At 57.3% G+C, this 22,320-nt stretch carries 11 protein-coding genes; 1 reads left to right on the top strand and 10 read right to left on the bottom strand.

What is annotated here, in order from left to right; translation table 11 throughout:
- Nucleotides 1-827 precede the first annotated feature (827 nt).
- Nucleotides 828-5,117, top strand: coding sequence for a PAS domain-containing protein (locus RRF56_RS03120; protein WP_317036173.1), 4,290 nt, complete (start codon nt 828-830; stop codon nt 5,115-5,117).
- 306 nt (nt 5,118-5,423) lie between these two features.
- On the opposite strand, the gene RRF56_RS03115 is transcribed toward RRF56_RS03120, so the two are convergent.
- The 10 genes from RRF56_RS03115 to RRF56_RS03070 form a co-directional block, all read right to left on the bottom strand.
- On the bottom strand, nt 5,424-8,612 hold the full coding sequence (locus RRF56_RS03115) for a CHAT domain-containing protein (RefSeq protein WP_317036172.1): 3,189 nt from the start codon (nt 8,610-8,612) through the stop codon (nt 5,424-5,426).
- Nucleotides 8,613-8,863: 251 nt separating this feature from the next.
- Nucleotides 8,864-9,796: a serine protease gene (locus RRF56_RS03110; protein WP_317036171.1), complete on the bottom strand. Its 933-nt coding sequence runs from the start codon at nt 9,794-9,796 to the stop codon at nt 8,864-8,866.
- A 235-nt stretch (nt 9,797-10,031) separates the two neighbouring features.
- Nucleotides 10,032-10,490, bottom strand: a complete 459-nt coding sequence (locus tag RRF56_RS03105; protein WP_317036170.1) for a PPC domain-containing protein — start codon at nt 10,488-10,490, stop codon at nt 10,032-10,034.
- Nucleotides 10,491-10,648: 158 nt separating this feature from the next.
- Nucleotides 10,649-11,353: a hypothetical protein gene (locus tag RRF56_RS03100; RefSeq protein ID WP_317036169.1), complete on the bottom strand. Its 705-nt coding sequence runs from the start codon at nt 11,351-11,353 to the stop codon at nt 10,649-10,651.
- Nucleotides 11,340-13,736 (bottom strand): CHASE2 domain-containing protein, encoded by a 2,397-nt coding sequence (locus tag RRF56_RS03095; protein ID WP_317036168.1) that lies wholly within the window; start codon nt 13,734-13,736, stop codon nt 11,340-11,342. The genes RRF56_RS03100 and RRF56_RS03095 overlap by 14 nt, the downstream gene beginning before the upstream one ends.
- A gap of 140 nt (nt 13,737-13,876) precedes the next feature.
- On the bottom strand, nt 13,877-14,851 hold the full coding sequence (locus tag RRF56_RS03090; protein ID WP_317033747.1) for an IS110 family transposase: 975 nt from the start codon (nt 14,849-14,851) through the stop codon (nt 13,877-13,879).
- Between the two features lie 209 nt (nt 14,852-15,060).
- Nucleotides 15,061-19,323 carry a tetratricopeptide repeat protein gene (locus RRF56_RS03085; RefSeq protein ID WP_317036167.1) on the bottom strand — a complete coding sequence of 1,421 codons (4,263 nt, stop codon included), beginning with the start codon at nt 19,321-19,323 and terminating at the stop codon, nt 15,061-15,063.
- Between the two features lie 104 nt (nt 19,324-19,427).
- Nucleotides 19,428-19,631 carry a hypothetical protein gene (locus tag RRF56_RS03080; protein ID WP_317036166.1) on the bottom strand — a complete coding sequence of 68 codons (204 nt, stop codon included), beginning with the start codon at nt 19,629-19,631 and terminating at the stop codon, nt 19,428-19,430.
- 51 nt (nt 19,632-19,682) lie between these two features.
- Nucleotides 19,683-20,852, bottom strand: coding sequence for a DUF1822 family protein (locus tag RRF56_RS03075; RefSeq protein WP_317036165.1), 1,170 nt, complete (start codon nt 20,850-20,852; stop codon nt 19,683-19,685).
- A 44-nt stretch (nt 20,853-20,896) separates the two neighbouring features.
- A complete protein-coding gene (locus tag RRF56_RS03070; protein ID WP_317036164.1) occupies nt 20,897-22,234 on the bottom strand; it encodes a hypothetical protein in 1,338 nt (445 codons plus the stop codon).
- Nucleotides 22,235-22,320: the final 86 nt, after the last annotated feature.

Raw genomic sequence — 22,320 nt, 5'->3', positions numbered from 1 at the left:
TTCCCAGTTTGAAAGTTGGCGCGTCAGAATAGCCTTCAGTCGAGCAGGTTGCCTCAGCATTTTGCCAGATTGCTTGACAGAAAGGGGCAGAAACCGTTCAAGATTTGGCAATATTGCCGAGGGCTTTAGGTCGCCCTCTTGTAACGACCCCCAAAATTCGTAGGTATAGCTGTAGCCAGCCTGGTTGAGACATTTCCTCAAGAACGTTCAAACGTTCTTGAGGTTTCTGGATGTCCTAACCCAGGTGACTATGGCTATAATCCCGATCGCTACACTGGCGAACAACGTTCTGAATTGCAGATTCTATCAAAGGTGAACGGTCTTGGCCATCAACTGCCAACGGTTCAAGTTGGGGTAACCCTAGGCAGCGCAGCAGGTGCTCATGGGCGGTTGGGGTCAAGGCTTGTTTGTGCTCAACTTCTATCGCTCCCATGAGTTCTCTAATATGGCTCAGGTTGAACGACTCTGCAAATTTGGCCTAGATATCCTCAAAATTATTTTTAGAATGAAATAGCCCTGCTCAAAGTCTAAAATTGCCATTGCTCAAAGACTTTGATCAACGCAAAATACTTGCATGCTACAACATACCCTTCAATAGGCCGCATGCTGGTTTAATAGTAAGTCGTAAGCACGCCGAAAGAGCCATCAGCCTAGCTTTTCTAGAGAGTCAAATCATATCACATAAACACCTGTTTGGCTCAGGTAGAGCCAGTTGACGTCAGCCCCAGAAGCATACTAGTCATTTCCCTTAGTAAATGGTATTTATGTAGACTTGCCTATGTTCTGGATTTGGGTGCGGTCCCTAGCTATCGTCAAAGTGTTGAAGTATGCTAAATCAACGAAATGTCCTGGTCATTGCTAGATCCGACGCAGATAACCTGACTTATCAGCAGCAATTACAGCAGGACGTCACTGTAGACTACAACGTGCTGGTGGGTCGTAGCGCCACCTCCTTACTGGCCTTCGCTCAATCCACCTCAAAGCTAGATGGCATTCTTCTAGAGCTGGGCTCCCCCCATAACCGCAGCCTTCAGCTTTTACGTCAATTAAAAGAGCAGACCAGCGCCCCCGTCGTTGTCATTGATGGGGGCGATACCGAAGTGGCTGTGCAGGCGTTTAAGCACGGGGCGATTGACTATCTAATCAAAGATCGAGCGACGCCAGATGACTTACGTCTGGCCATGCGCAGCGCCATTGAAAATGCAGAATTGAAACAGGAGTTACAGCGCAGCCAAGAAACCTTTCGCACATCGGTAGAAAACATGCTGGACTGCTTCGGCATGTTTTCAGCCATGCGAGACGACTCCGGAGAGATTGTAGACTTTCGCATCGACTATCTCAATGCGGCGGCCTGCGAGAACAACCAGATGCCCGAATCGATGCAGATTGGCCGGGGGCTTTGCGAAATTTTGCCTGCTCATCGTGAATTGGGGCTGTTTGACGAGTACTGCCGGGTGGTAGACACGGGAGAGCCCTTGATCAAAGATGCCTTGGTTTACGACGATACCTTTGGCGATCGCCGGCTGAGGCGAGCCTTTGATATTCGCGCGACGAAGCTAAACGATGGTTTTGTTGCCTCCTGGCGCGATGTCACCGATCGCAAGCGGCTCGAACTGGCGCTCAACCAGACCATCACAGACTTACGCGCCAGCCAGCAGCACAATCGGGATCTGGCCGAAGCCATGCCCCAGATGGTTTGGACGGCTGACTCAACCGGGGTGATCACCTACTGGAACCAATCCTGGTACGACTACACGGGCTTGAGTGAAGCCGAGTCCTTGGAGTTAGCAAGAACTAGCACGGTGCATCCAGAGGATCGCGATCGCCTTCTTGCCCAGTGGAACGCCGCCGTCACCCACCGCCAAGCCCTTGAAACTGAGTACCGCATTCAAAACCAAGCGGGAGACTATCGCTGGTTTATCTGTCGAGCCACCCCCACCCGCGATCGCCCAGATCAGATCACAGGCTGGATTGGTACCATCACCGATATTGACCACCAGAAGCAAGCGGCCCTAGCCCTACAACAAAGCCAGACTCGACTTGAGATGGCGATGAGAGCCGCCCACATGGGCAGCTGGGACTGGAATATTCAAACGGGTGAGGTCAACTGGTCTACTAATCTAGAGCACCTGTTCGGCATGGCTCCCGGTAGTTTCGATGGCCGCTACGAAACCGTCCGCGCCATGATCCATCCAGAGGATTTGCCCCAGTTCGAACAGGCCATTCAGCGCGCCCTCTATCACCATGAAGAATTCAACATTGAATTTCGCTTTTTCAGGCCCGATGGCAGTATTCGCTGGGCACTGAGCCAGGGCAAAGCCCTGTACGACCCCAGCGGGCAGCCAATCTGGATGGCAGGTATTGATGTTGACATCACCGAGCGCAAACAGATCGAGGAAGCCCTCAAAGCAAGCGAAGCACGCTTCCGTCAGCTGGCCGAAAATATTGACGCAGTGTTCTGGCTAAAAGAGGTGAGCGAAAACCGCTTTAGCTATGTAAGCGCTGCGTTTGAACGCCTGTGGGGATTGCCGTCATCTACTGTCTTAGAGGCTCCCTGCGTCTGGCTCGATTACATTCATCCCGATGATCGAGCAGCCGTGGTGCAGTCATTGCAAGCGGGGGCAATGGCAGAGCTAGGTCACCAAGAATATCGCATTATTCTCCCCGACCATACCGTTCGCTGGGTGCGTAGCCGCTGGTTTCCTCTATACGATGGCACCGGCGCGATTTATCGCTTAGCCGGTATTTCTGAAGATATTACTGAGCAAAAACAAACCCACGAAACCCTGCTTGAGAATGGACGACTTTTACAATTGGCGCTAGCCGGAGCAAAAGCCGGTTCCTGGGATTGGAATCTACAAACCAACGACGTCACGTGGTCGCCGGAGAACTACGACCTGTACGGCATTAGCACCGCCAATGCCACCAATTGGTATCGACTCTGGTACAACACCATCCACCCAGACGATCGAGAACGCGTTCGACTGGAGCTACTTCAGGCGATCAAGCAGCGTCAAGTCGAGTTGCAAATCGAATTTCGGATTGTTCATCCCCAGCGGGGTCTTCGCTGGCTACTCGGTTTAGGACGCTTCACGCTCAACCAACAGGGAGAGCCAATGCGACTGAGCGGCATTAATTTAGATATTACCGATCGCAAGCAAACCGAGGAAGACCTAAGACAAAGCGAAGAATTTAAAAACCGCCTGCTCGAAAGTAGTCTCGACTGCATCAAGGTTTTAGATATTGAGGGGCGACTGCTCTATATGAACACAGGTGGCATGTGCATCATGGAAATTGATGACCTGCGGCCCTATCTCCACCAGGAGTGGATCTGTTTTTGGGGAGAGGAGTTTCGTCACTTAGCAGAGCAAGCCCTGGCAGCAGCAAAAGCCGGAGAAGTCAGTATTTTTCGCGGCTTTTGCCCCACCGCAAAAGGTACCGATAAGTGGTGGGAAGTGATTGTCAGCCCAATTCGGGGAGCCTCCGGGAAACCCGAACAGGTGCTCTCGGTGTCTAGAGATATTACCGCTCGCAGAGAGGCAGAACTACGGCTTCAGGAGTCAAAAAAACGGTTGCAGTTGGGCATGCAAGTGTCAGGGTTTGCCCTGGCTCAAATTGATTACAGCACAAACACCGTTACCCTGACCCCAGAAGCGGCCGCGCTCTATGATCTGCCCCCCGATCACCTCACCCTCTCCCGTGACCAGTTGCATGCCACGTTTCATCCTGAAGACCGGCCTCAGCTGGAGCAGCACATTCAAGCCGTCCTGGACCCAGAAGGTGAAGGCTGGTTTAGCCAAGACCATCGCATTCTGCGGAGCAACGGCGCGGTCAGGTGGCTAAGCGTGCGTAAGCAGGTGTTCTTTGACCGCTCAAGTTCTCCCCCCAAACCCAGTCATGCCATTCTCGTGGCGCTAGATATTACCGATCGCAAACAGGCTGAGGTAGAACGCGCTCACCTCTTACAACAAGAGCAAGCCGCAAGGGCGGAGGCCGAGCGGGCCAACCGGATCAAAGATGAATTTCTGGCAGTTCTTTCCCATGAATTGCGATCGCCCCTCAACCCGATTTTGGGCTGGACAAAACTTTTGCAATTGCGCAAGTTTGATGCCGCGAAAACAGCAGAAGCCTTAGCTATTATTGAGCGCAATGCTAACCTGCAAACTCAACTGATTGATGACCTCTTAGATGTTGCTAAAATTTTGCGCGGCAAACTGGTGATCGAGCTGGCGACCGTTGATTTAGCGGTTGTCATTGAATCGGCGATCGAGACCGTCAGAGCTGCCGCTGTTGCCAAGTCGATCCAGCTGCATTCAGCTCTCCCTCAGATTGGGTGCATATCGGGCGACTCAGCTCGACTCCAACAAGTCGTCTGGAACGTCTTATCGAATGCCATTAAATTTACCCCCCAGCAGGGGCGCGTCGATATTCTGCTGGAGCGCGTCGGCAACCAGGCCCAGATCAAAGTCAGTGACACTGGCAAAGGCATTAACCCCACTTTTCTACCCCATTTGTTTGAATCATTCCAGCAGGAAGACGCATCAATCACCCGGAAATATGGCGGGTTAGGATTGGGGCTGGCGATCGTTCGCTCCCTCGTTGAGGCCCATGGCGGCACTATCACCGCCGATAGCCCTGGGGAAGATCAAGGGGCAACTTTTACCATTCACTTTCCGCTGATTGCGATAGAGCCGGAGGTGGAGCAATCGGAGCCACGCCTGGCGCAAGACCTCGATTTAACAGGTGTTCGAGTTTTGGCTGTCGACGATGAACCCGATGCCCGTGAGCTATTGACTGTGGTGTTGACGATGTATGGAGCCGACGTCTTGACAGTGACCTCGGCGGCTGAGGTCTTGACCGCTCTGACATCGTTTCAACCCGATGTCTTGGTCAGCGATATTGGGATGCCCTATGACGATGGCTATAGTTTAATCCAACAAATCAGAGGCTTACCCCCTGAACAGGGTGGGCAAATTCCAGCGATCGCCCTGACAGCCTACGCTAGAGACGAAGATTATAAGCGAGCCATTGCCAGTGGTTTTCAACAGCAGGTAACCAAACCGCTGAACCCCGAGCAGCTGGTGCAAGTCGTGGGCACTTTGGCTCGTGGGTTATAATTCGTTCCGCAACAATCAAAGCTTTTGGCGCACTGTTGAAGAACTGAGAGAAGATGAATATCTCTTATACCAAATCCGAGTCACATAACCCCAATTCCCAACAGGCGGATTATGTAGGGGCAAACGGTGTTTGCTCCACCCAACCGGGGCTAACCAAGTCGGATTCAGTAGTAGGCACACAGGAGATCTCCAGTAAGAAGAAATCAGCCAATATTCAATGTCAAATCAACCCCGAGAAGCTCAGGGTCGTGGCCGAAGACGGCAAAGCAGCCCAACGCTAGTCCTCACCGTCCTGTAGGGTGCAATCTACAGCCCATTGCCAATCAGAATAAACGGTGCCCAGTAGTAGGGGTGGGCCAGATTGCCGCCAGGGGTGAGAGGTTGCCCCGTCTGGGTGCTGATTACGTCAATAGTGGCGCGATCGCCCCCTACCGCTGAAAGGTCGCCGGTAATCAGCGCTTGCTGGGCCGCTTGCAGCGATTCGGTTTTGGTCATCCCCTGGGCCAAAGCATCATAGAAAGCCGTGATCAAGATTTGAGTGCCTTGGTCGCTCACTTTCCACAGCGAGGCCAGCACCCCTTGAGCACCGGCCTCCTGAATTTGGTGGCCCAGGCCCAAAATTTCTACCCCACTGCCCAGTTCTGGGCTGCCCACCGCCGTTTCACAGGCGCTTAGCACCACTAGCTCTGCATGGCTCAGGCTCCAGCTATTGCGAATGGTCTCTAGGGTTACTGTCTCGCCGCTGCCTAACACCAAGAAGGATTGGCTGGGCTGGTTTTCGACGACCGCGCCGTGGGTGGCCAGGTGAATAATGCTGTAGTTACCCAGGCGGTTTTCTAGCTCCCTGCGGTTAAAGCCCTGGTTCAGCAGCACGCGGGTGTTGGGCACCTGTTTGGCCAGGCCATTGACCTCAGTTTCGGTGTAGGGCAGGTCGGCGAAAACAAAGGCGCGATCGCCCACGTTGACGGTGAAACTGCACTCCGCGCAGGCCGCTGCCAGCAAGCGCCGCTGCCCCTCGGGCCTGCGATCGAAGTTGGTGAGGGACGCGGCGGTGATATGGCTGATGCTGAAGCGCTCGGCCAAGTACTGCTCACCGTCGTGCAGGGCGGCCAGGGGGACATAGCGCAGAGCCCCATCAGGGGCGTAGAGCAAGGACTCCATACCAATTTGAGCCAGTTGCGCTTCTAGGGGAGCTACTAACCAGGTATAGAGCTGCTGGGCCAGGGGCTGAATGTCGCTGCTGGGGTCTTTAAGCGCCTGACCAAAGGCGACAATGGCCCGGTTCAACTCTGTGCCGGTGACAGCGATGGGGTAGCGCAGGGGCGGGCCATCGGCGGTGACCACGACGAGTTCGAGGCGATCGCTCAAAATTAGCGGGTACAGTAGGGCGGTCTTTTGGGGTAGGGCGCGCAGGTTGTTTTGTAGGGCGCGGTGCTGGCGTTCAATTTCTAGGTTTTGCCCTTCGGTATCCTGGCGAATTTGCGCCAGCAGTTGCCGCACCTCTGGCCGATCGAGAAAGGTGATGAAGCGGCTCTGCACATCGGCGTTGCGCTGGCGCAGGGTGGCAAGGCGCTGCTGCTGCTCGGGGCTGAGGTTGTCATAGTCGGCGGCTTGCAGTTGGGCGAGTTCGTCGCCGTCGGCAATCACTTGTTGGTAAAGGGCCAATAGGTCGGTCTCGATTTGCCAGAAGGTGACGCCGCTGGCAGTATCTGCACTACTGCGGACACCCCGCAAGGAATCGTCAAGTTCCTGTACTTTCAGCAGATCGAGCACCCGCTGGGCTTCGAGAATGCGGTTCTGTTGCAGCAACAGGTCGGCGAGGCGGCGATAGGTGTCAGCAACAGTCTCGGTGAAGGATTGTTGTAGGGCGATATCTAGTCCACGAATGTCGCCGCGAATGCTTTCTCTTACGTTAACCGATTGTTTGTAGAAGACAAGGGCCAACTCCGGTTCGTCCAACGCTTCTAGAACACGCCCAATGTTGTTGAGCGTAGTGCCTTCGCCGCTACGCTTACCAATTTCTTGAGCAACAGCAAGGGCATCGGTGTAGGTGTCCAACGCCTGATTATACTGGCCCTGGGCATAGTACACTGCCGCAATGTTGTTGAGAGTGGTGCTTTCTCCGCTGCGATCGCCAATGTCTTGACGGATACCCAGAGCATCGGTGTAGTAAGTCAGCGCCTCCTCATATCGCCCTAAATACTGATATACGCCTCCAATACCATTGAGGGTAGTGCTTGCTCCATTGTGATCGCCGAGGTCTTGAAAGATCGCTAGAGCATCGGTGTAGTGAGTGAGTGCCTGCTCGTACTGCTTCAGGTGGAGATATGAGGCCCCAATATTGGTGATAATAGTTCCCTGTTGCTTGCGATCATCAATGTCTTGATAGATTGCCAGGGCATTCGTGTAGTAGGTCAGCGATTGCTCATGTTGTCCCAGGTTGCTATACACCACCCCAATGTTGCTGAGGGTTTCCCCCTCACCTGCGCGATCTGGAATTTCTTGGCGAATTGCCAGAGCCTCAGTGTAGTAGCCCAGTGCCCGCTCATACCGCCCCAGGGCTCTATATACCACCCCAATATTGTTGAGGACAGTACCTTCGCCTGTACGGTCACCGAGAGATCGAGAGATTGCCAAAGCGTCGGTGTAGTAGGTCAGCGCCTGTTCATATTGCCCTAGATTGCGATATATGACCCCGATTTTATTGAGGGTGATCCCCTCACCTCTGAGATCATTAGTAGCTCGACGAAGTGCCAGGGCATCAATGTAGTACGTTACTGCCTGCTCATACTGGCCTAGGTTACCGTACACATCCCCAATGTTGTTGAGGGTGTCCCCTGCACCCGCATGATCAGAAATTTCTTGACGAATCGCCAGGGCATCGGTGTAGTAGATGAGTGCTTGCTCATACTGGCCTAGTTTCTCGTACCCTGCCGCAATGTTATGGAGGGTGACACCTTCGCCTCTGTAATCGCCGACTTCTTGACGAATCGCCAGGGCATCGGTGTAGTAGCCCAACGCTTGCTCGTATTGTTCCAATGAGTCATACACCACCCCAATGTTGTTAAGAATGGTGCCTTCGCCCGCACGGTCGTTAACCTCTCGGCTAATCACCAGAGCATCTGCGTAGTATTTCAACGCCTGCTCATATCTCTCCAAAACACGAGAAATTGCGCCCAATCCGGTCAGGGTTCGCCCCTCACCCTGACGACTCTCATCGAGAGAGGCTGCCCGCACGTCTGGATGACGGTATAACTCTAGCGCTTGCAACAACACATCAAAAGCCAATTCCAACTGTCCAGTGCGCCAGAGTTGAAATGCTTCGCCATTGTAAAGACGATTAGCCTCAGCCAAGCGAGCTTCAGCGGTCTGTCCTTGGGCCAGGGCGGCGGGCATCAGATCCCTGGGTTCTCTAAAGAACCCAGGGATCTCGGCGAGGGGCACCATCACCGCCGTAACCGCAACCAAACCCAACAACTTTATGGCGTAGCGCATCGGGGCAATGCTCCATTCTGAGGTAACACCAGCATATAGGTCTGGGCCAGAGGTACTTATTCAGCTTCAGGCTATCTTTCTAACAGTGCTGTTGATACGTTGTCGCCGTGGCCATCATAGAGTTGCTACCCCCAGATGGGGCAAGAACACAAGACGCTGGCTCTATTCCCCCATTCCAGGGTTGACCACACCATGGACATTTTCGGGAGCTACCCAGAAAAACCAGGAACAGGGGAAAGACCAGGAGCTGACTAGAAGCCAAAGATGCGGCGGAAGCGGTTGACCGTGTCGAGCAGTTGGTTGACATTGCCCAGCATGTCGTTAAAACTGACTTGATCGCTAGCATTGGGTTGGTGCGTGTAGTCGCCGGGTCTAGTCACAGCTCCAGAAGCAGGAGCCTGGGGCATTGAGAACGCTACATCGTAAGGGTAGTTAAGCCCAGCCTGGGACGCTCGACCCAAGAAAGTTGTGACTGGAATGCCGTAGTTAAACCCGGTCTTTTGTGCCAGCCCTTGGGCGGTCTCTACGGGCACATTTAGCCGTTGGGCCACCACCCTGGCATCTTCCAGAGTGCCAATGCCGTGGATGGCTACCAGTCGTCCAGCGTCATCCAGTACTTGGCCCCCCGACATGCCACTGCGGGTAACGTTGGTGTACCCCACTTGATAGCCTCCCACGGGCCGATCGAGCAGGGTCGAGATGGTCCCGCTAGTAAATTGGCGGGTCAGCCCACCGGTCGGGTTGCCATCTCCAGGCCAACCCGACAAATAGACCGTCTGTCCCGGTGAGAGCTGATAGGTAGCAATGGTAATCGGCTCATAGTTGCCCTGGCATTCAAAAGTCACCACAGCCAAATCTTCGTTGGCAAAGGCCCGCACATTAGTGACTGGGTGCACCGCCTGGTCAGAGGTTCTAACCGCAAATTGGGCACCAGGCACATCAATCACATGGGCATTGGTGACGCCTACGCAGGTGTTGCCGTCTCTGGCAATCAGTGAGCCGGAGCCATGGCCCATAGGTTGGCCGCTATTGTTAAAACCCACAATCAGCAGTGTCGTGCGCTGGGAGATTTCGTTAATTTCGGGGCCAGACTTGATGGTGTCGCTGACGCGAGCCTGGCTTGGCATTGGCGCGGCGAGTACCAGTGCCGCAGCGCAGAGTGCTGGCAGGGTAGCTTGTTTCATAGGTAAATGTTCCAAGATAGATAGATAGGGAGCCGCTCAAGCAATCAGAGCGGCTATTGGTAAGAAGACTAGGCCAGATTGCGGCTAACCTGGCAATTTCGACACATAACAGGGAACCAGGACCATTTCTTCCATTAAAAGGGAAATTACCCAAGGGAAGCAATAATGCTTTGATAAAGAATCAGGAAATTGTCTAGGGCTGATGTTTGCTAGGAGCAAGGTGAAAGGCGGTATTTCAGCTCTGGGGAACCACAGCCAAGCGATAGTCACCTTGCCCTTCAAACTCGAAGGAGGTGACCAGCAGCATGTAGCGATCGGTGGCGGGCAAGGTGATATCGATGCGAGAGTTGGTGTTGGTTTGGCTAATGTCATCGCTAGATGCGATCCGTTCGCCCTTGGAGTTAATGAGCATCAAGATGGTGTCAAAATCATTGCTTTCTAGGGTGATGCTCACCATTTGTCCCGCTGTGCCATTGAAGTGGTGAGCAGAGGCAAACCGATTGCCCTCGTCAAACTCCACCACTTGCTTGTGGGGGCCAAGACGGTCTTGCACCTGCAACAGGGGTGCTGAAGCCACCGCCTGGGCAATGCTAAGGGTAGGGGCACTCTGGGGCACATAGCGCACCGTCAGTGGGGTCGCAATGGAGATAACGAGGGTAGCCAGGGAGAGACCGACAGTGTTGAGAAGTTTCATGGAAGTAAGTTCTTACGAGGGTTTGTTGCTGTCGTAGGTACTTACTTCTGAGCGATCATGACTTATTCAGTTCTAGAGAATTCTTCGAAAGAATTTCCTCTCAGCGTAGGCTGGGCAAATCTTTTTGCCTAGCCTACGGGTAGGTTGTTGCACTGAAATTACTCAGGCAAGACTTGTTCGCAAATGGTTTTGACGAGCGCCTGGCGGGTCTCAACCAACTCTGCCGAGGGGGCATCTACCGAAAACAGAGATTGGAAGGCATCGGCGGCCAGGTCGCGCTCAAAGAAAAACTCTGCCTTGGCAATGGCGATCGCCTCAGCATCTTCCTGAGCCTCAGCCAACTCAGCTTCTAGCTGCGCCAGATCGGCCTCAATCTGGTCGCGCTCTTCACCCGCCGGCATGATCTGGAAGGCGTAGCGGCGGCTTGGCACCACGCTAAAATCGAGCCGTAACACCTGTATCTGCTGTTCGTAAGTAGTGCCGGGTTGCAGGGGGTCGCCGTCGTAGGACAGTTTAGCCACAAAGTCATCGGTAAGGGCGATGGGGGCACTCCAAAAGGGCTCTGCGCTGTCGGCAACGTATAGGGCCGTGCTTTGTAAATTGCCCTGGAGCAGCAGCAATGGCTCCATTGTCCAGACCACTTCGCCCTGACCGGGGCTAATTAGGCACAGGTTGCCGCCCCGCGAGCCCCCCTCACGGCCTCGATTGCTATCTTGCAGCGGGCCGCCGCTGAGAAAGGAGCGAATGCGATCAAAACCGAGCCAGGGGCTGTGAATTTCGGCGGCAGAAAGAGCCGTGGGGGAAATGGCCGCTGCGATCGCCACACCGCCAATTGCCGCTGCTATCCACCTAACTGTATTCATGGGAAGTCTCCTTGAGCTTGGGTAAACTGTACAACCACAGGGTGAGCGACGGCAGCAGCCAGGGTAACAGCACCGCCGCAGTGATGTAAATTTGTAGCGCCAACACCCCGTAACTCATGGTGGCCGTCGCCAACCAGGCCGTCAGGGTGAGGCGACGGGGGGAATGCTGATCCCCATACAGCGTCAGCGCTTTGCCCAGCGCCGCCGCCGCCAGTATCACCCACAGGTCGGGGATGGGAATCACCAGGCGATTGTGGATCAGGTGGTGGGTGATATAGGCATGGGTTTCGCCGCCGGTAAAGTCGAGCAGCCGCTGACCCGTGCGATCGCGCCAGTAGCCAATGGCGGGCGGCTGGGGAAAGTTGTCGTCGCCCTCGCGGCCAATGCCCGCAGCATCGTAGTAGCCCGGCACGATCATCACCAGGGTTTGGTCGAGGCTGGCCAGGGGCAGCAGGGCCGCATCGGGGTCATCTAGCAGTTGCCAGGCGGGCACCGTGCGGTAAACCTGCGACGGCGGCATGGAAAAATCGATCAGCGGTTGCAGCCAGTGCTGGCCAAACCGGGTGGAGATCTGCGTCAGGGGGTGCACCTCCGCCCAGGGCGACAGACCCAGGTGATGGTCTCGTTGGTAAGCCTGCACCTGGGTTTCGAGGGGTGGCCCGCTGAGGCTGGGTCGGGGCACGTCGGCATCGCCAGCCCCAGCCTTTTGGTGCATTGTCCAGGCGGTGGCCAACTGATAGCTAAAGGGCGTTTTGGCCTCGGGCCAAGATTCGCGGGGCAGCACATGGCGAAAGGGCACGAAGGCATTGCCCTGTAAAATCCAGTCGGGGTTGACGACGGTGGGGTAAGGGTTGGTCCAGGAAAAGTCGCGGTTGCGGCTGCTGATCAAGACCGGCCAGGTTTGGTTTTGCTCGATGGCCTGGCGCAGAGCCTGGTTGAGAGTGGGGTCGTGGTCGGTCTGGGGCATATCGAGCAAGTAGTCGAGACCGATGACGGCGGCCTGGCGCTCATTTAGCCGAGTGACCAGGTCGGCCAGCAGAGAGCGGTCAATCGGTCTGGGATTGGCAATGCCTTGTCGATTGAAGGTCTCGGGGTCGATCTGCACCAGCAAAATCGGCGGTGGGTCGGTCGCTATCTGACCAGTGCGATCGCGGTACACCGCCTGAGCCCACACCCGCTGATCGAGCAGCCAGTCTTGCACCAAGGGCACTAGGCTGAGCAGGCCCAGGGCCGCCACGGCGATCGCTTCATGCTTAGTGGGTCGCCAGCGGCGGGCCAGGGCGCGCCAGCCCACTGGCTGAATGCGGTAGGGCACCGAGTCGGGATGGCGAAACAGGGAGGGCACCAGGTAGGCCGAGGGGTAGGTGAGTTCTTGCTTGACTTTGAGAAACTCGCAGGCTTTCCCCAGGGCCTCTTGCACATCGTCAAACTGGGCCAGGTGCTGCAACAGCTGCACTAAAAACGTCTGAGCCACCTCGTTGTGGATAGGCTCGCGCATGATCGCCACCTGGCTCAGACCCAGGCTGACCAAGGCCTGGGCAATATCTAGGCCGCTGCACGAGTTGAACAGGGCAAACTGAAGCCCCTGCCGCTGGGCCTCTCGCAGGGCGGGGGTGAGTTCTTTGATAGACAGGGCGGTGTTGGGTGCGATCGCTACCTGACCATCCAGCAGGGCCGCTTCGTTGCTGTGACCGGCAAAAAACAGCACATCCCACCCCCGAGGGTCGGCGATGGTGCGGCAAATGCGCTGCTTTAGGGCGTTGGTGTCTTCCCCCGGCTGCCAGCCGACGTAGTGAATCTCTAAAAGCCTTTTTTGGGCATTGAGGGCGGTGCGCTCACCGGTAAAATTAAGCCCGGTTTCGTCGCCCAGAATGGCCAGCACTCTAGCTTTGCCCCGGCGGAATGACTGGCGATCGCCCGTGGCGGCGCGGATATTGGGGGGCGATCGCACGATCTGCACCTGCTGCCCCAGCTCCCAGGTCTCCCAGGGCAGGCGGGCAATTGCGATCGGGTCGCAGGTGATAAATAGCTCAGTCTTGGCCTGGTCAGGTTCTGCTGCTTGAGACGCTGAGGTCAATTCGGCCCGCAGGTCAAACAGTTTGCCATCCTTCAGCCAGGTGTGAAACTCCGATAGCAGCCGAGCCTCGGCCTGCTTGAGCTGGCTGTGCCAATCGACCTCGGCAGCTACCACCTGCCCGGTGGCCCCGACCCGGCCCCGCAGCGCCTGCTTGTAGTAGCCCAGGTAGGCCCGCCGCCAGGCGTCGTACAGCCCCAGTAGTGCTGAAGGAAAAGCCAGGTGCGTAGATAGCTGCTGCCCCTTGCCCCAGGTGAGGTCGAACAGACAGCTCTGGTCTATTTTGCGAATCGTAAGGCGGTAGGGCATGGGAGTGGGGAGCGGATGGGTGGATGGGTAGCGATTATCTTCTTTGTCAAGCTCATCCTGCTATGCGATTAGCCTCGGCGGGATGGCAGCGGAAATCAAGCCAGGAGCCCTGCCTGCATCAGACAGAGTCTTGCTGTTCCTTATGTGGCGGCGGGCAGGGAGCAAGCCGGAGCCTGCCAGAGGGTGTCATGTTCTACCATGGCATTGAGAATAATCACCAGTTTGTGCATGCAGGCCACCAGGGCAACCTTTTTGAGTTTTCCCCGCTGCAGCAGGCGCTGGTAGTAATCGCGAATGACCGGATTATGGCGAGTGGCGACTAACGCGGCCATGTAGAGGCCTGTGCGCACGGTGGCTCGACCGCCGCTAATCATCCGCTTACCCCGCATCTGGCCGCTATCGCGGTTGAACGGGGCGAGGCCACACAAGCTGGCTAGGCGCTTCGCTGAGATCTGTCCTAACTCGGGGAGTGAGGCCAAGAGGAGCCCCGTCGTCACAGCCCCAATACCCGGCACACTGGTGAGGATCTCGCGGGTGCGCTGCCACTGATCGCTCTGGGCGATGAGCTGCTCAATCTGGGTATCGAGGTCTTGGATCTGTTGCTTGAGCCAGTCAATATGCTGCTCAATGCTCTGACCCGTCCTGGCTCGTGCTGAGCGTTGCCGGGCTTTTTCGGCACTCATCATCTCGACGAGTTGCTGCCGTCGCGTGACGAGGTCTTGAAGGTGTTGACTGGCCTCACTCGCCATCGCCCGTACCTCTGGACGGATGGCATCGGCAAAGTGAGCCAACACCTCGGCATCAATTTTGTCTGTTTTAGCCATGCGCCCCGTGGCCCGGGCAAAATCACGCACTTGACGTGGATTCACCACAACGGCGGGCCAGCCCTCCGCCATCAACGTTCGCGCCGCCAGGGCTTGATAGCCCCCGGTCGCTTCCAGCACAATCAGACTCGTCTCGCGACGAAACGCCGTTAACGCCTGTAGCAACTCTCTTAAACCAGAGTCACTGTTGGCCACCTGAACGCTTAATCCAAGTGGACGGACGTACACATCTAAGGTGCGCTTGGATACGTCAATGCCAACCCATTGATGCGCTTGTGATAGTTCAGTCATGGTTGTATCCACCCGTGTAGGAGGTTAATCTGACATCACTCGTCCTTGCTCGATACGGAGTCTAAGCTCCTGGCGATTTTGCGAGTTAACTTCAGAGGTGTGCAGCGACCCATGCTACGTTCGGTTTTGGACAACCTAGGGTGGGACGGTCTGCCACACACCTCTAAAGATACAAGGGTGGGCATTGCCCACCAGGTCTCTGGCGCTAGCTAGCGATCGCCCATGGGGCTCCACTGACCCGAAAACAAAAACGAGGCCCAGTAGTAAGGATGTTGATAGGCTGGAGCCTCAATAAACTCAAGCTGTACCTGGCGCAGGGCCTCGCTGCGGCCTTCGCCGTTTTGCAAGCGCTGGTAGTAGCGCTGCATCAGTTCGGCGGTGCCGAAGTCGTCTACTTTCCACAGGCTCATCAGCTGACTTTCGGCCCCGGCCATGACAAAGGCACGGCGCAGACCGTAGACCCCTTCACCATTGGCCACTTGGCCGACGCCGGTTTCGCAGGCGCTTAGCACCACCAGACGGGTGCCGCGCAGGTTTAGCCCGGTGGCCTCTAGGGCGGTGAGCACACCGTCTTCGCCTGCGCTGGTGCGGGGGTTGAACCCGGCTAGAGCCAGGCCAGAGCGCAAGAGGGGATTTTCGGTGCTGGTGGGGCGGGTGGGTGGGGGTGCCTGCCCGGTAGAGATAATTTCGATAGAGGCGCGATCGCCCCGAGTAGCCCCAGGGGGCGGCACAAATTCCACATCTTCGAGAAAGAATCCGTGGGTGGCGATGTGCAGAATGCTGGGGGCTTGCACTTGCTTGAGGGCGTTTTCGGTGGCGTTGGCTTCGGTGAGGATGATGGCGTTGTCTGGGAGCAGGGGGGTAATGGCATCGACTTCTTGCTGAGTGCCTGGCAGGGGGCCAAAGCGCAGGTCGGTGATGTCGGTGGAGCGCTGGGTTGTGGCCCTCACCCCCGGCCCCTCTCCCAAGGGGAGAGGGGAGGTAGCAGGGGAGGTAGAGGCGGCGGCGATGAGTTGGGTGCTGCTGGGGTCGGCGGTGTCGTAGTTGGGGTTGGCGAAGAGGACGGGGGGCTGCTGGCTGAGGGCGGGGTTTTGCAGGCGTAGCAGGTCGCGCCCGGTGGTGAGGTGGGTGAGTGTGTAGGTTTCGGCCAGGTAGCGGTCTTGCTCATCGACCAGGGCGGCGAAGGGGACGAGGTTGAGCTGGCTGTCGGGGGAGAGCAGTAGGTGGGTGGCCTCGCCGAGGAGGGGGCGGATGGGGGCCATGACCAACTCATCGAGAGCGCGGGCGGTAGTGCGGGCTTGGGTGAGAGAGTTGGGGGTGCGGGTGGCGGAGAGGAAGGCGCGGGCGGCGGTGTCGATGGCCTCAGTATCGCCAAGATCGACCCATTGGGGATCGCCTGTGGCGTGGAGGATGTAGGCGGCGTAGCGGGGAGAGCCCCACTGTTCTGCTCGGCTGGCGGTGGGGTCGAAGGGCTTGTACTGCACTAGCTCCACCAGGGCAGCATCGGCGGAAATCAGCGCTTGCACGGCTTCGATTTCAACAGGTTCGGTTTCGACCCGGAACGCTGCACTGCGGCGGGATAGCTCATTTTCTAGGCGGTTGGCTGTCTGGCGAAGGTCGTCAATGCGGGTGCGGTATGCCTCTGGGTCTTGGTCGCCCAGGCCACCGTAGAGCTGAGCGGCGAGTTGGGTTTGTGCGGCGGTGTAGTCGTCGAGCAGAGGGGCCAGGTCGGGGCTGAGGTTTTGGCGCAGGAGTTGCTGTGTGTCGGTGACAGCATCAAGGACACGGCCTTTGCGTCGGAGGACGGTGGTGAGGGCGAGGTGGGCAGCAGAGGGGCTGGGGTTGGTATCTTGCAGGTGTAGGGAGATAGCACCATTGGTAGTACCAGAGATAGTAGCGATATAAGCCTGCTTGCGATCGTCGGAGCCAACAGCCAGGTTGAGGTTGAGGTTAGTTTCTTCTACCGCCAGCCCCTGTCGCAACAATGTCAATGTGGTGTCTGTTTCTCCCTGCGCCCAGGACAGTGTGGCCAGGTTGCTGAGGCTGGTAGCCACATCGGGGTGGCGATCGCCCAACTGCTCGCGTCGGATGTCCAGCGCCTCTTGGTAGAGGAGTTTGGCCTCCCCATAGCGCCCTTGGGCTTTGTATACTCCCGCTAGGTTGTTGAGGCTGGTAGCTACATTGGGGTGGTGATCGCCCAACCTGTTACGAAGAACTATCAGCGACTCCTGGTAAACAGGTTCGGCCTCCCCATACCGCCCCTGGGCCTCGTACAGCACAGCCAAGTTATTGAGGCTGATAGCCACATCGGGGTGGCGATCGCCCAACTGCTCGCGGCGGATGACGAGGGATGCTTGAAGGAGGGGTTCGGCCTCCCCTAAGCGACCTTGCATGTTGTGTAGCACAGCTAGGTTGTTAAGGATGGTAGCGACCAAGTGATGGCGACTACCAAGCTGCTCGCGAACAATCGATAAAGACTCCTGGTAGAGTGCTTCTGCCTCCCCGTAGCGCCCTTGGGCGCGATATAGCTCGGCCAGGTTATTGAGGCTGTTGGCCACATCGAGGTGGCGATCACTCAACTGCTCACGTCGAATCGACAGAGCCTCCTGGTGGAGGGATTCAGCTTCCCTATAGCGACCCTGTGCGTTGTACAGGATCGCTAGGTTGTTGAGGCTGGTGGCGACATCGGGGTGGCGATCGCCCAACTGCTCGCGACGAATATCTAGCGATTCCTGGAAGAGGGCTTCCGCCTCGTCGAAGCGCCCTTGGTCTCGGTACAGTGAGGCCAAGTTGCCGAGGTGGCTGGCAACATCAGGGTGACGATCACCTAAATGCTCGCGTCGAATATCTAGTGATTCAAGGTAGAGCACTTCAGCCTCCACCAACTGACTCTGGGCACGGTACAGCCCGGCTAGGTTGTTGAGGCTGGTGGCCACATCGAGGTGGCGATCGCCCAACTGCTCGCGCCGAATATCCAGCGACTCCTGGTAAAGAGGTTCAGCCTCACCAAAGCGACCTTGCGCACGGTACAGCCCGGCTAGGTTGTTGAGGCTGGTGGCGACAGAGGGGTGGCGATCACCCAACTGCTCACGACGAATATCCAGCGACTCCTGGTAAAGAGGTTCAGCCTCACCAAAGCGTCCTTGGGCTTCGTACAGAAAGGCCAGGCTGTTGAGGCTGGTGGCGACAGAGGGGTGACGATCACCCAACTGCTCGCGACGAATCGTTAGAGCCTCTTGGAAGAGGGGTTCGGCCTCCTCATAGCGACCTTGCGCACGGTACAGCCCGGCTAGGTTGTTGAGGCTGGTGGCGACAGAGGGGTGACGATCACCCAACTGCTCGCGACGAATCGTTAGAGCCTCTTGGAAGAGGGGTTCGGCCTCCTCATAGCGACCTTGCGCACGGTACAGCCCGGCTAGGTTGTTGAGGCTGGTGGCGACATCGGGGTGGCGATCGCCCAACTGCTCACGATGAATTGCCAGTGACTCCTGATAGATGGGTTCGGCTTCCCCGTAGCGCCCTTGATCCCGATACAGATTGGCTAGGTTGTTGAGGCTGGTGGCGACATCGGGGTGGCGTTCCCCCAACTGCTCGCGACGAATCGTTAGAGCCTCTTGGAAGAGGGGTTCGGCCTCCTCATAGCGACCTTGCGCACGGTACAGCCCGGCTAGGTTGTTGAGGCTGGTGGCGACATCAGGGTGGCGATCGCCCAACTGCTCACGACGAATCGACAGCGCCTCATTGTAAAGGGGTTCGGCCTCCCCGAAGCGTGCTTGATCACGATACAGTCCAGCCAGGTTGTTGAGGCTGGTGGCGACATCGGGGTGGCTGTCGCCCAATTGCTCGCGACGAATCGACAGCGCTTCCTGGAAGAGGGGTTCGGCTTGCCCGTAGCGCCCTGCCCGAGACAGCTCAAGTCCTTGGGCATTAAGACGGGTTGCTTTGGCTAGTTGTTCTGCCCGTTCTCCATCAGCCGCTGTTCCCGCCTGCACGGTCAACTGGTAACGTCCCGTCTCCCCAGAGGTAAACGAGAGCGCACCAATCTTGTAAGTGCCTGTATCGGGCAAGTTCAACATAAGGCGGGCATTAGTACCCTCTCCACCATCGTCATCTGTTGCAACAGGTTGATCATTAGGGCCAAGCAGCGCCAAAAATGCATCAAACTCATCACTGATCAGGTCAATGACGACGATTTGACCCGCTACGCCTTCAAACATGTGGACATTAACGTAGCGGCCATCCTCCAAAACCTGGCTACTCTCATCTAGCACCCCTCTGATGGTCAAGGGCTCGATCGCCGGAACCGACTGGGCCACCCTCATCGCCTCAGCCTGGGCCGGGGGCCGCGACCAGGCGCTAGGGCTCTGACCCACCACCAGCGCCGCCAACAGTGCCAGGCTCACCATGCGGGTGGGCCGACCATTCTGCATAACCCAAACCAACCTGCGGATGTGTTGTGGTAGCGATGTCATAGCGGCCTCTTAGGAGTAGACTTTGGCAAACGGGGGCGTCATTCCATCATTTATATTCCTGGCCGCACTGAACTTATTCAGCATTGCCCAGATAGTCTTTAGCTTTAGCCAGGCCGCCTATGATAAAAATTGAGGTCTGTAATCTCGGCCAAGATGCCAACCCCACCGTGGGCATCGGTCACATAGCGCAGAGCCATCAAAAACTCCGCCACATTCCCGCCCTCAATCGCCGCCGAGAGGTATTCAGCCGCCACCTCAACATCTTGCAGCTCTTCCACCAAAATATCGTCGTAGCTTTCAGTCGGCATGACTTGTATACTCCTGCCAATAAGGGGATAAGGGAAAGGGGACAGGTATCCTCAAACCTCGGGCCGAAACACAAACGGCGGCCAATTGAGGGTCGTGCCGTTGGGCAGCTCAATGGTGGCAGTAAACTGCTCATCCCAGGTGCCAATCACCTGGGCATAGAGGTAGGCAGCATCGAGATCTGGGCTCAGGGTTTGCTCCGCCAAAATCGCCTCAGCATCGCGCACAATCAGCCGGGTGCCGGGCGGCAGCTGTTCCCCAGGCACCGGCCCCAAAAAGAGAAACAACGACCATTCTGGCGGGCGAGGTTCAAACATCGTCCAGGTGAGGGCATAGAGCCGAAACGGTAGGCCAAACTGCTGGAGGTCAGTGTAGGCTCCCCTCGCCGTACTAGGAATTGAGACCCCCGCCGGTTCTAAATCTCGCAAAACAGCCTCCAGCTCTTCGGCGGGGGTGCTGGTCGACATCATGGCGTGGGCTGGGGCCAGGGGCTGCAGCAGCGTCCAGGCCAACCCATCGGCCACGGTGTCGAGCTGGTCGCGCAGCCAGCGGCCCGCGTTGATCAAATCTCCGGCCCGCTGGGTCAGAAGAGAGGGCCGGGCCGGGGTCGGTGCGCTGGTGGCTTCAGGACTGGCCACTGCCAGTTGCTCAGGGTCAAGGCAGTTCAGATACAGCAGGATATCTTCGGGAGAGGAATCAAAATACTGCACAGGCACGCGGTAGGTGCCGTCGGCCTGGGCGACGAATTCTCCCTGGCGCTGATGGGCCAGCAGGCGATCGCGCCGCAGCCCCGCCAAAATGGTCACCTGGTCGGCTTCTTCTTGCACCTCCGCCAACACGTAGAGGTGGGCAAAGTTACTGGCATCGTCCACCGCGCTCTGGGGAATGGTCACCACCTCATCGCTGAGGCTGCCCTGGGCCACCACCGCCAGGCGAAAGTCGTTGACCCGGCATGTAACCGCTGGATTGGGGGGGCGATTCTCCTGCGGAGAGGCTTCGCCAACGCGATCATAGTAAAGGGCGATATCTTGAGCCCCGGCCTCTAGCCACTGTTGCAGCCCCTGCACCGCCATGGCCCGCAGAAACGTCGGCCACTGCTGGGCCACATCGGGCTCTTGCTGACACACCTGCACCGCCCAGTCGATGGCGGTGGCCGACAGGGTCACCGTCGATGAGCGCCAGGGCTCAAACTCAAATTCAGCAGACTCGGCAGAATAGCTCATAGGACGTAGAGGGGGGAATGGGTAGGCGGCGAAAGAGAGCAACATCATGACTCAGTACCCGGCATAAAGGGGTGAATGGTAGTGCAGAGCTGGTGGGCAAACAGGCTTTTGGCGGTGCGGCCCTTGGGCTGTTGGGCCTCAGCGGCGGCGGCGGCTAGCATGTCGTCCACCTCTTGGGCTAGCAGGGTTTCTAGGGCTTGGTCAATTGCCTTAAGGCGATCGGCAGACACGTAGGCAAGGGCTTGGCGGCGCACGGTTTCGTAGAGCTGGGGCAGCAGCCGGTGGCGCACATCCGATCGCAGGCGCTTCAGATTGAGCAATCGATTCACCTGCACCTGGGAGCTAAGGCCAATGTCGGCGGCTAGCTTGCCCATGGGTAACCCTTTGCAGTGGAACAGGTGCAACCCCTGCACGTAGGCCCGATCTTGGGGTGGCTTACGGCCCCGCAACCGATCAATGTTGGCCTGGATGACGGCGGCGATCGCGCCATCTAGCTCCTGCACCATGGCCTGGCGATAGGCCTGCAAAAACTCGTCCTGGTCATCGCCGGTATCCGGCGGCGGGCTGGCCTGGGCATCGGCCAACTTTTCCCAATCTGCGCTGTCCGATTGATAGGCCACCGCTGGGCCACCCCGCACATGCACCCGGTACTGGCGCAGTTGCCCGGCGAGCTGCCGCAGCTGGGCCAGGGTGTCTTTGGGGGACAGGTGGGGGGCGATCTCCCGCAGTTGCTCGGGAGTGGGGGTTTGGCAACGCTGGCGGTTAAGGCGCTGAGCCATGCGATCGCGCAGATAGATCTGCTGGTAGCGATCTAGCAATGCCGCCGCCTGGGTAACTTCGTACTCGCTGCACAGGTGGTACTGACGCAGAATCCGCTGCACCTGATCGGGCGTGGTGTCGTTCAAAATGGCCCAGTCGCTGACCCGGTATAGGCCCTTTTCGAGCAGCACCCGGTTGAGGGCCGGGTGGTGGTTAGTGCGCCGACTGGCCCAGGTGCTGAGGGCCGCTTTGGTGGGGTCGTAGGTCTCTAAAATCTCTAGGGTAAAAGGGCGGTAGTCGGAGGCTAGCCGCCCATCATCGTCGAGCACGAGATAGAACAGGTCAGTTTTGCTAAAGCCGTAGTCTGGGCCAAACCGCTGGGCTAGGCTAATGCACACCTGCTGAATCTGGTGGGTAATGAAGCAGCGCAGGCTCAGCTGGGCTAGCTCAGCCTCGGTCTGCCCCGACGACCAGGTAGCGAAGATCAACCGTGGCCAGTCAGTTTCAGGGGCGTCGGCAATGGTGCTCTGAAACCAGGTTTGCACCTGGGGCAGCACCTGCACCTGGCACTCGCCTGAGCTGGTCAGGCGCACCAGTTGCCAATAGCGTGAAGCAGTATCCATGGGTTGCTGGAACTTGCAGGTTAACGGTAACGGTCGGGGTGGCAGGGTGATTTCCCCCGCCACTATTAACTATTGCTGACCACCGG

It is taken from the genome of Nodosilinea sp. E11 (assembly GCF_032813545.1).
GTDB lineage: Bacteria > Cyanobacteriota > Cyanobacteriia > Phormidesmidales > Phormidesmidaceae > Nodosilinea.
The sequence above is the reverse complement of the archived record's forward strand: the minus strand, read 5'-3'. Positions and strand labels throughout refer to the sequence as shown.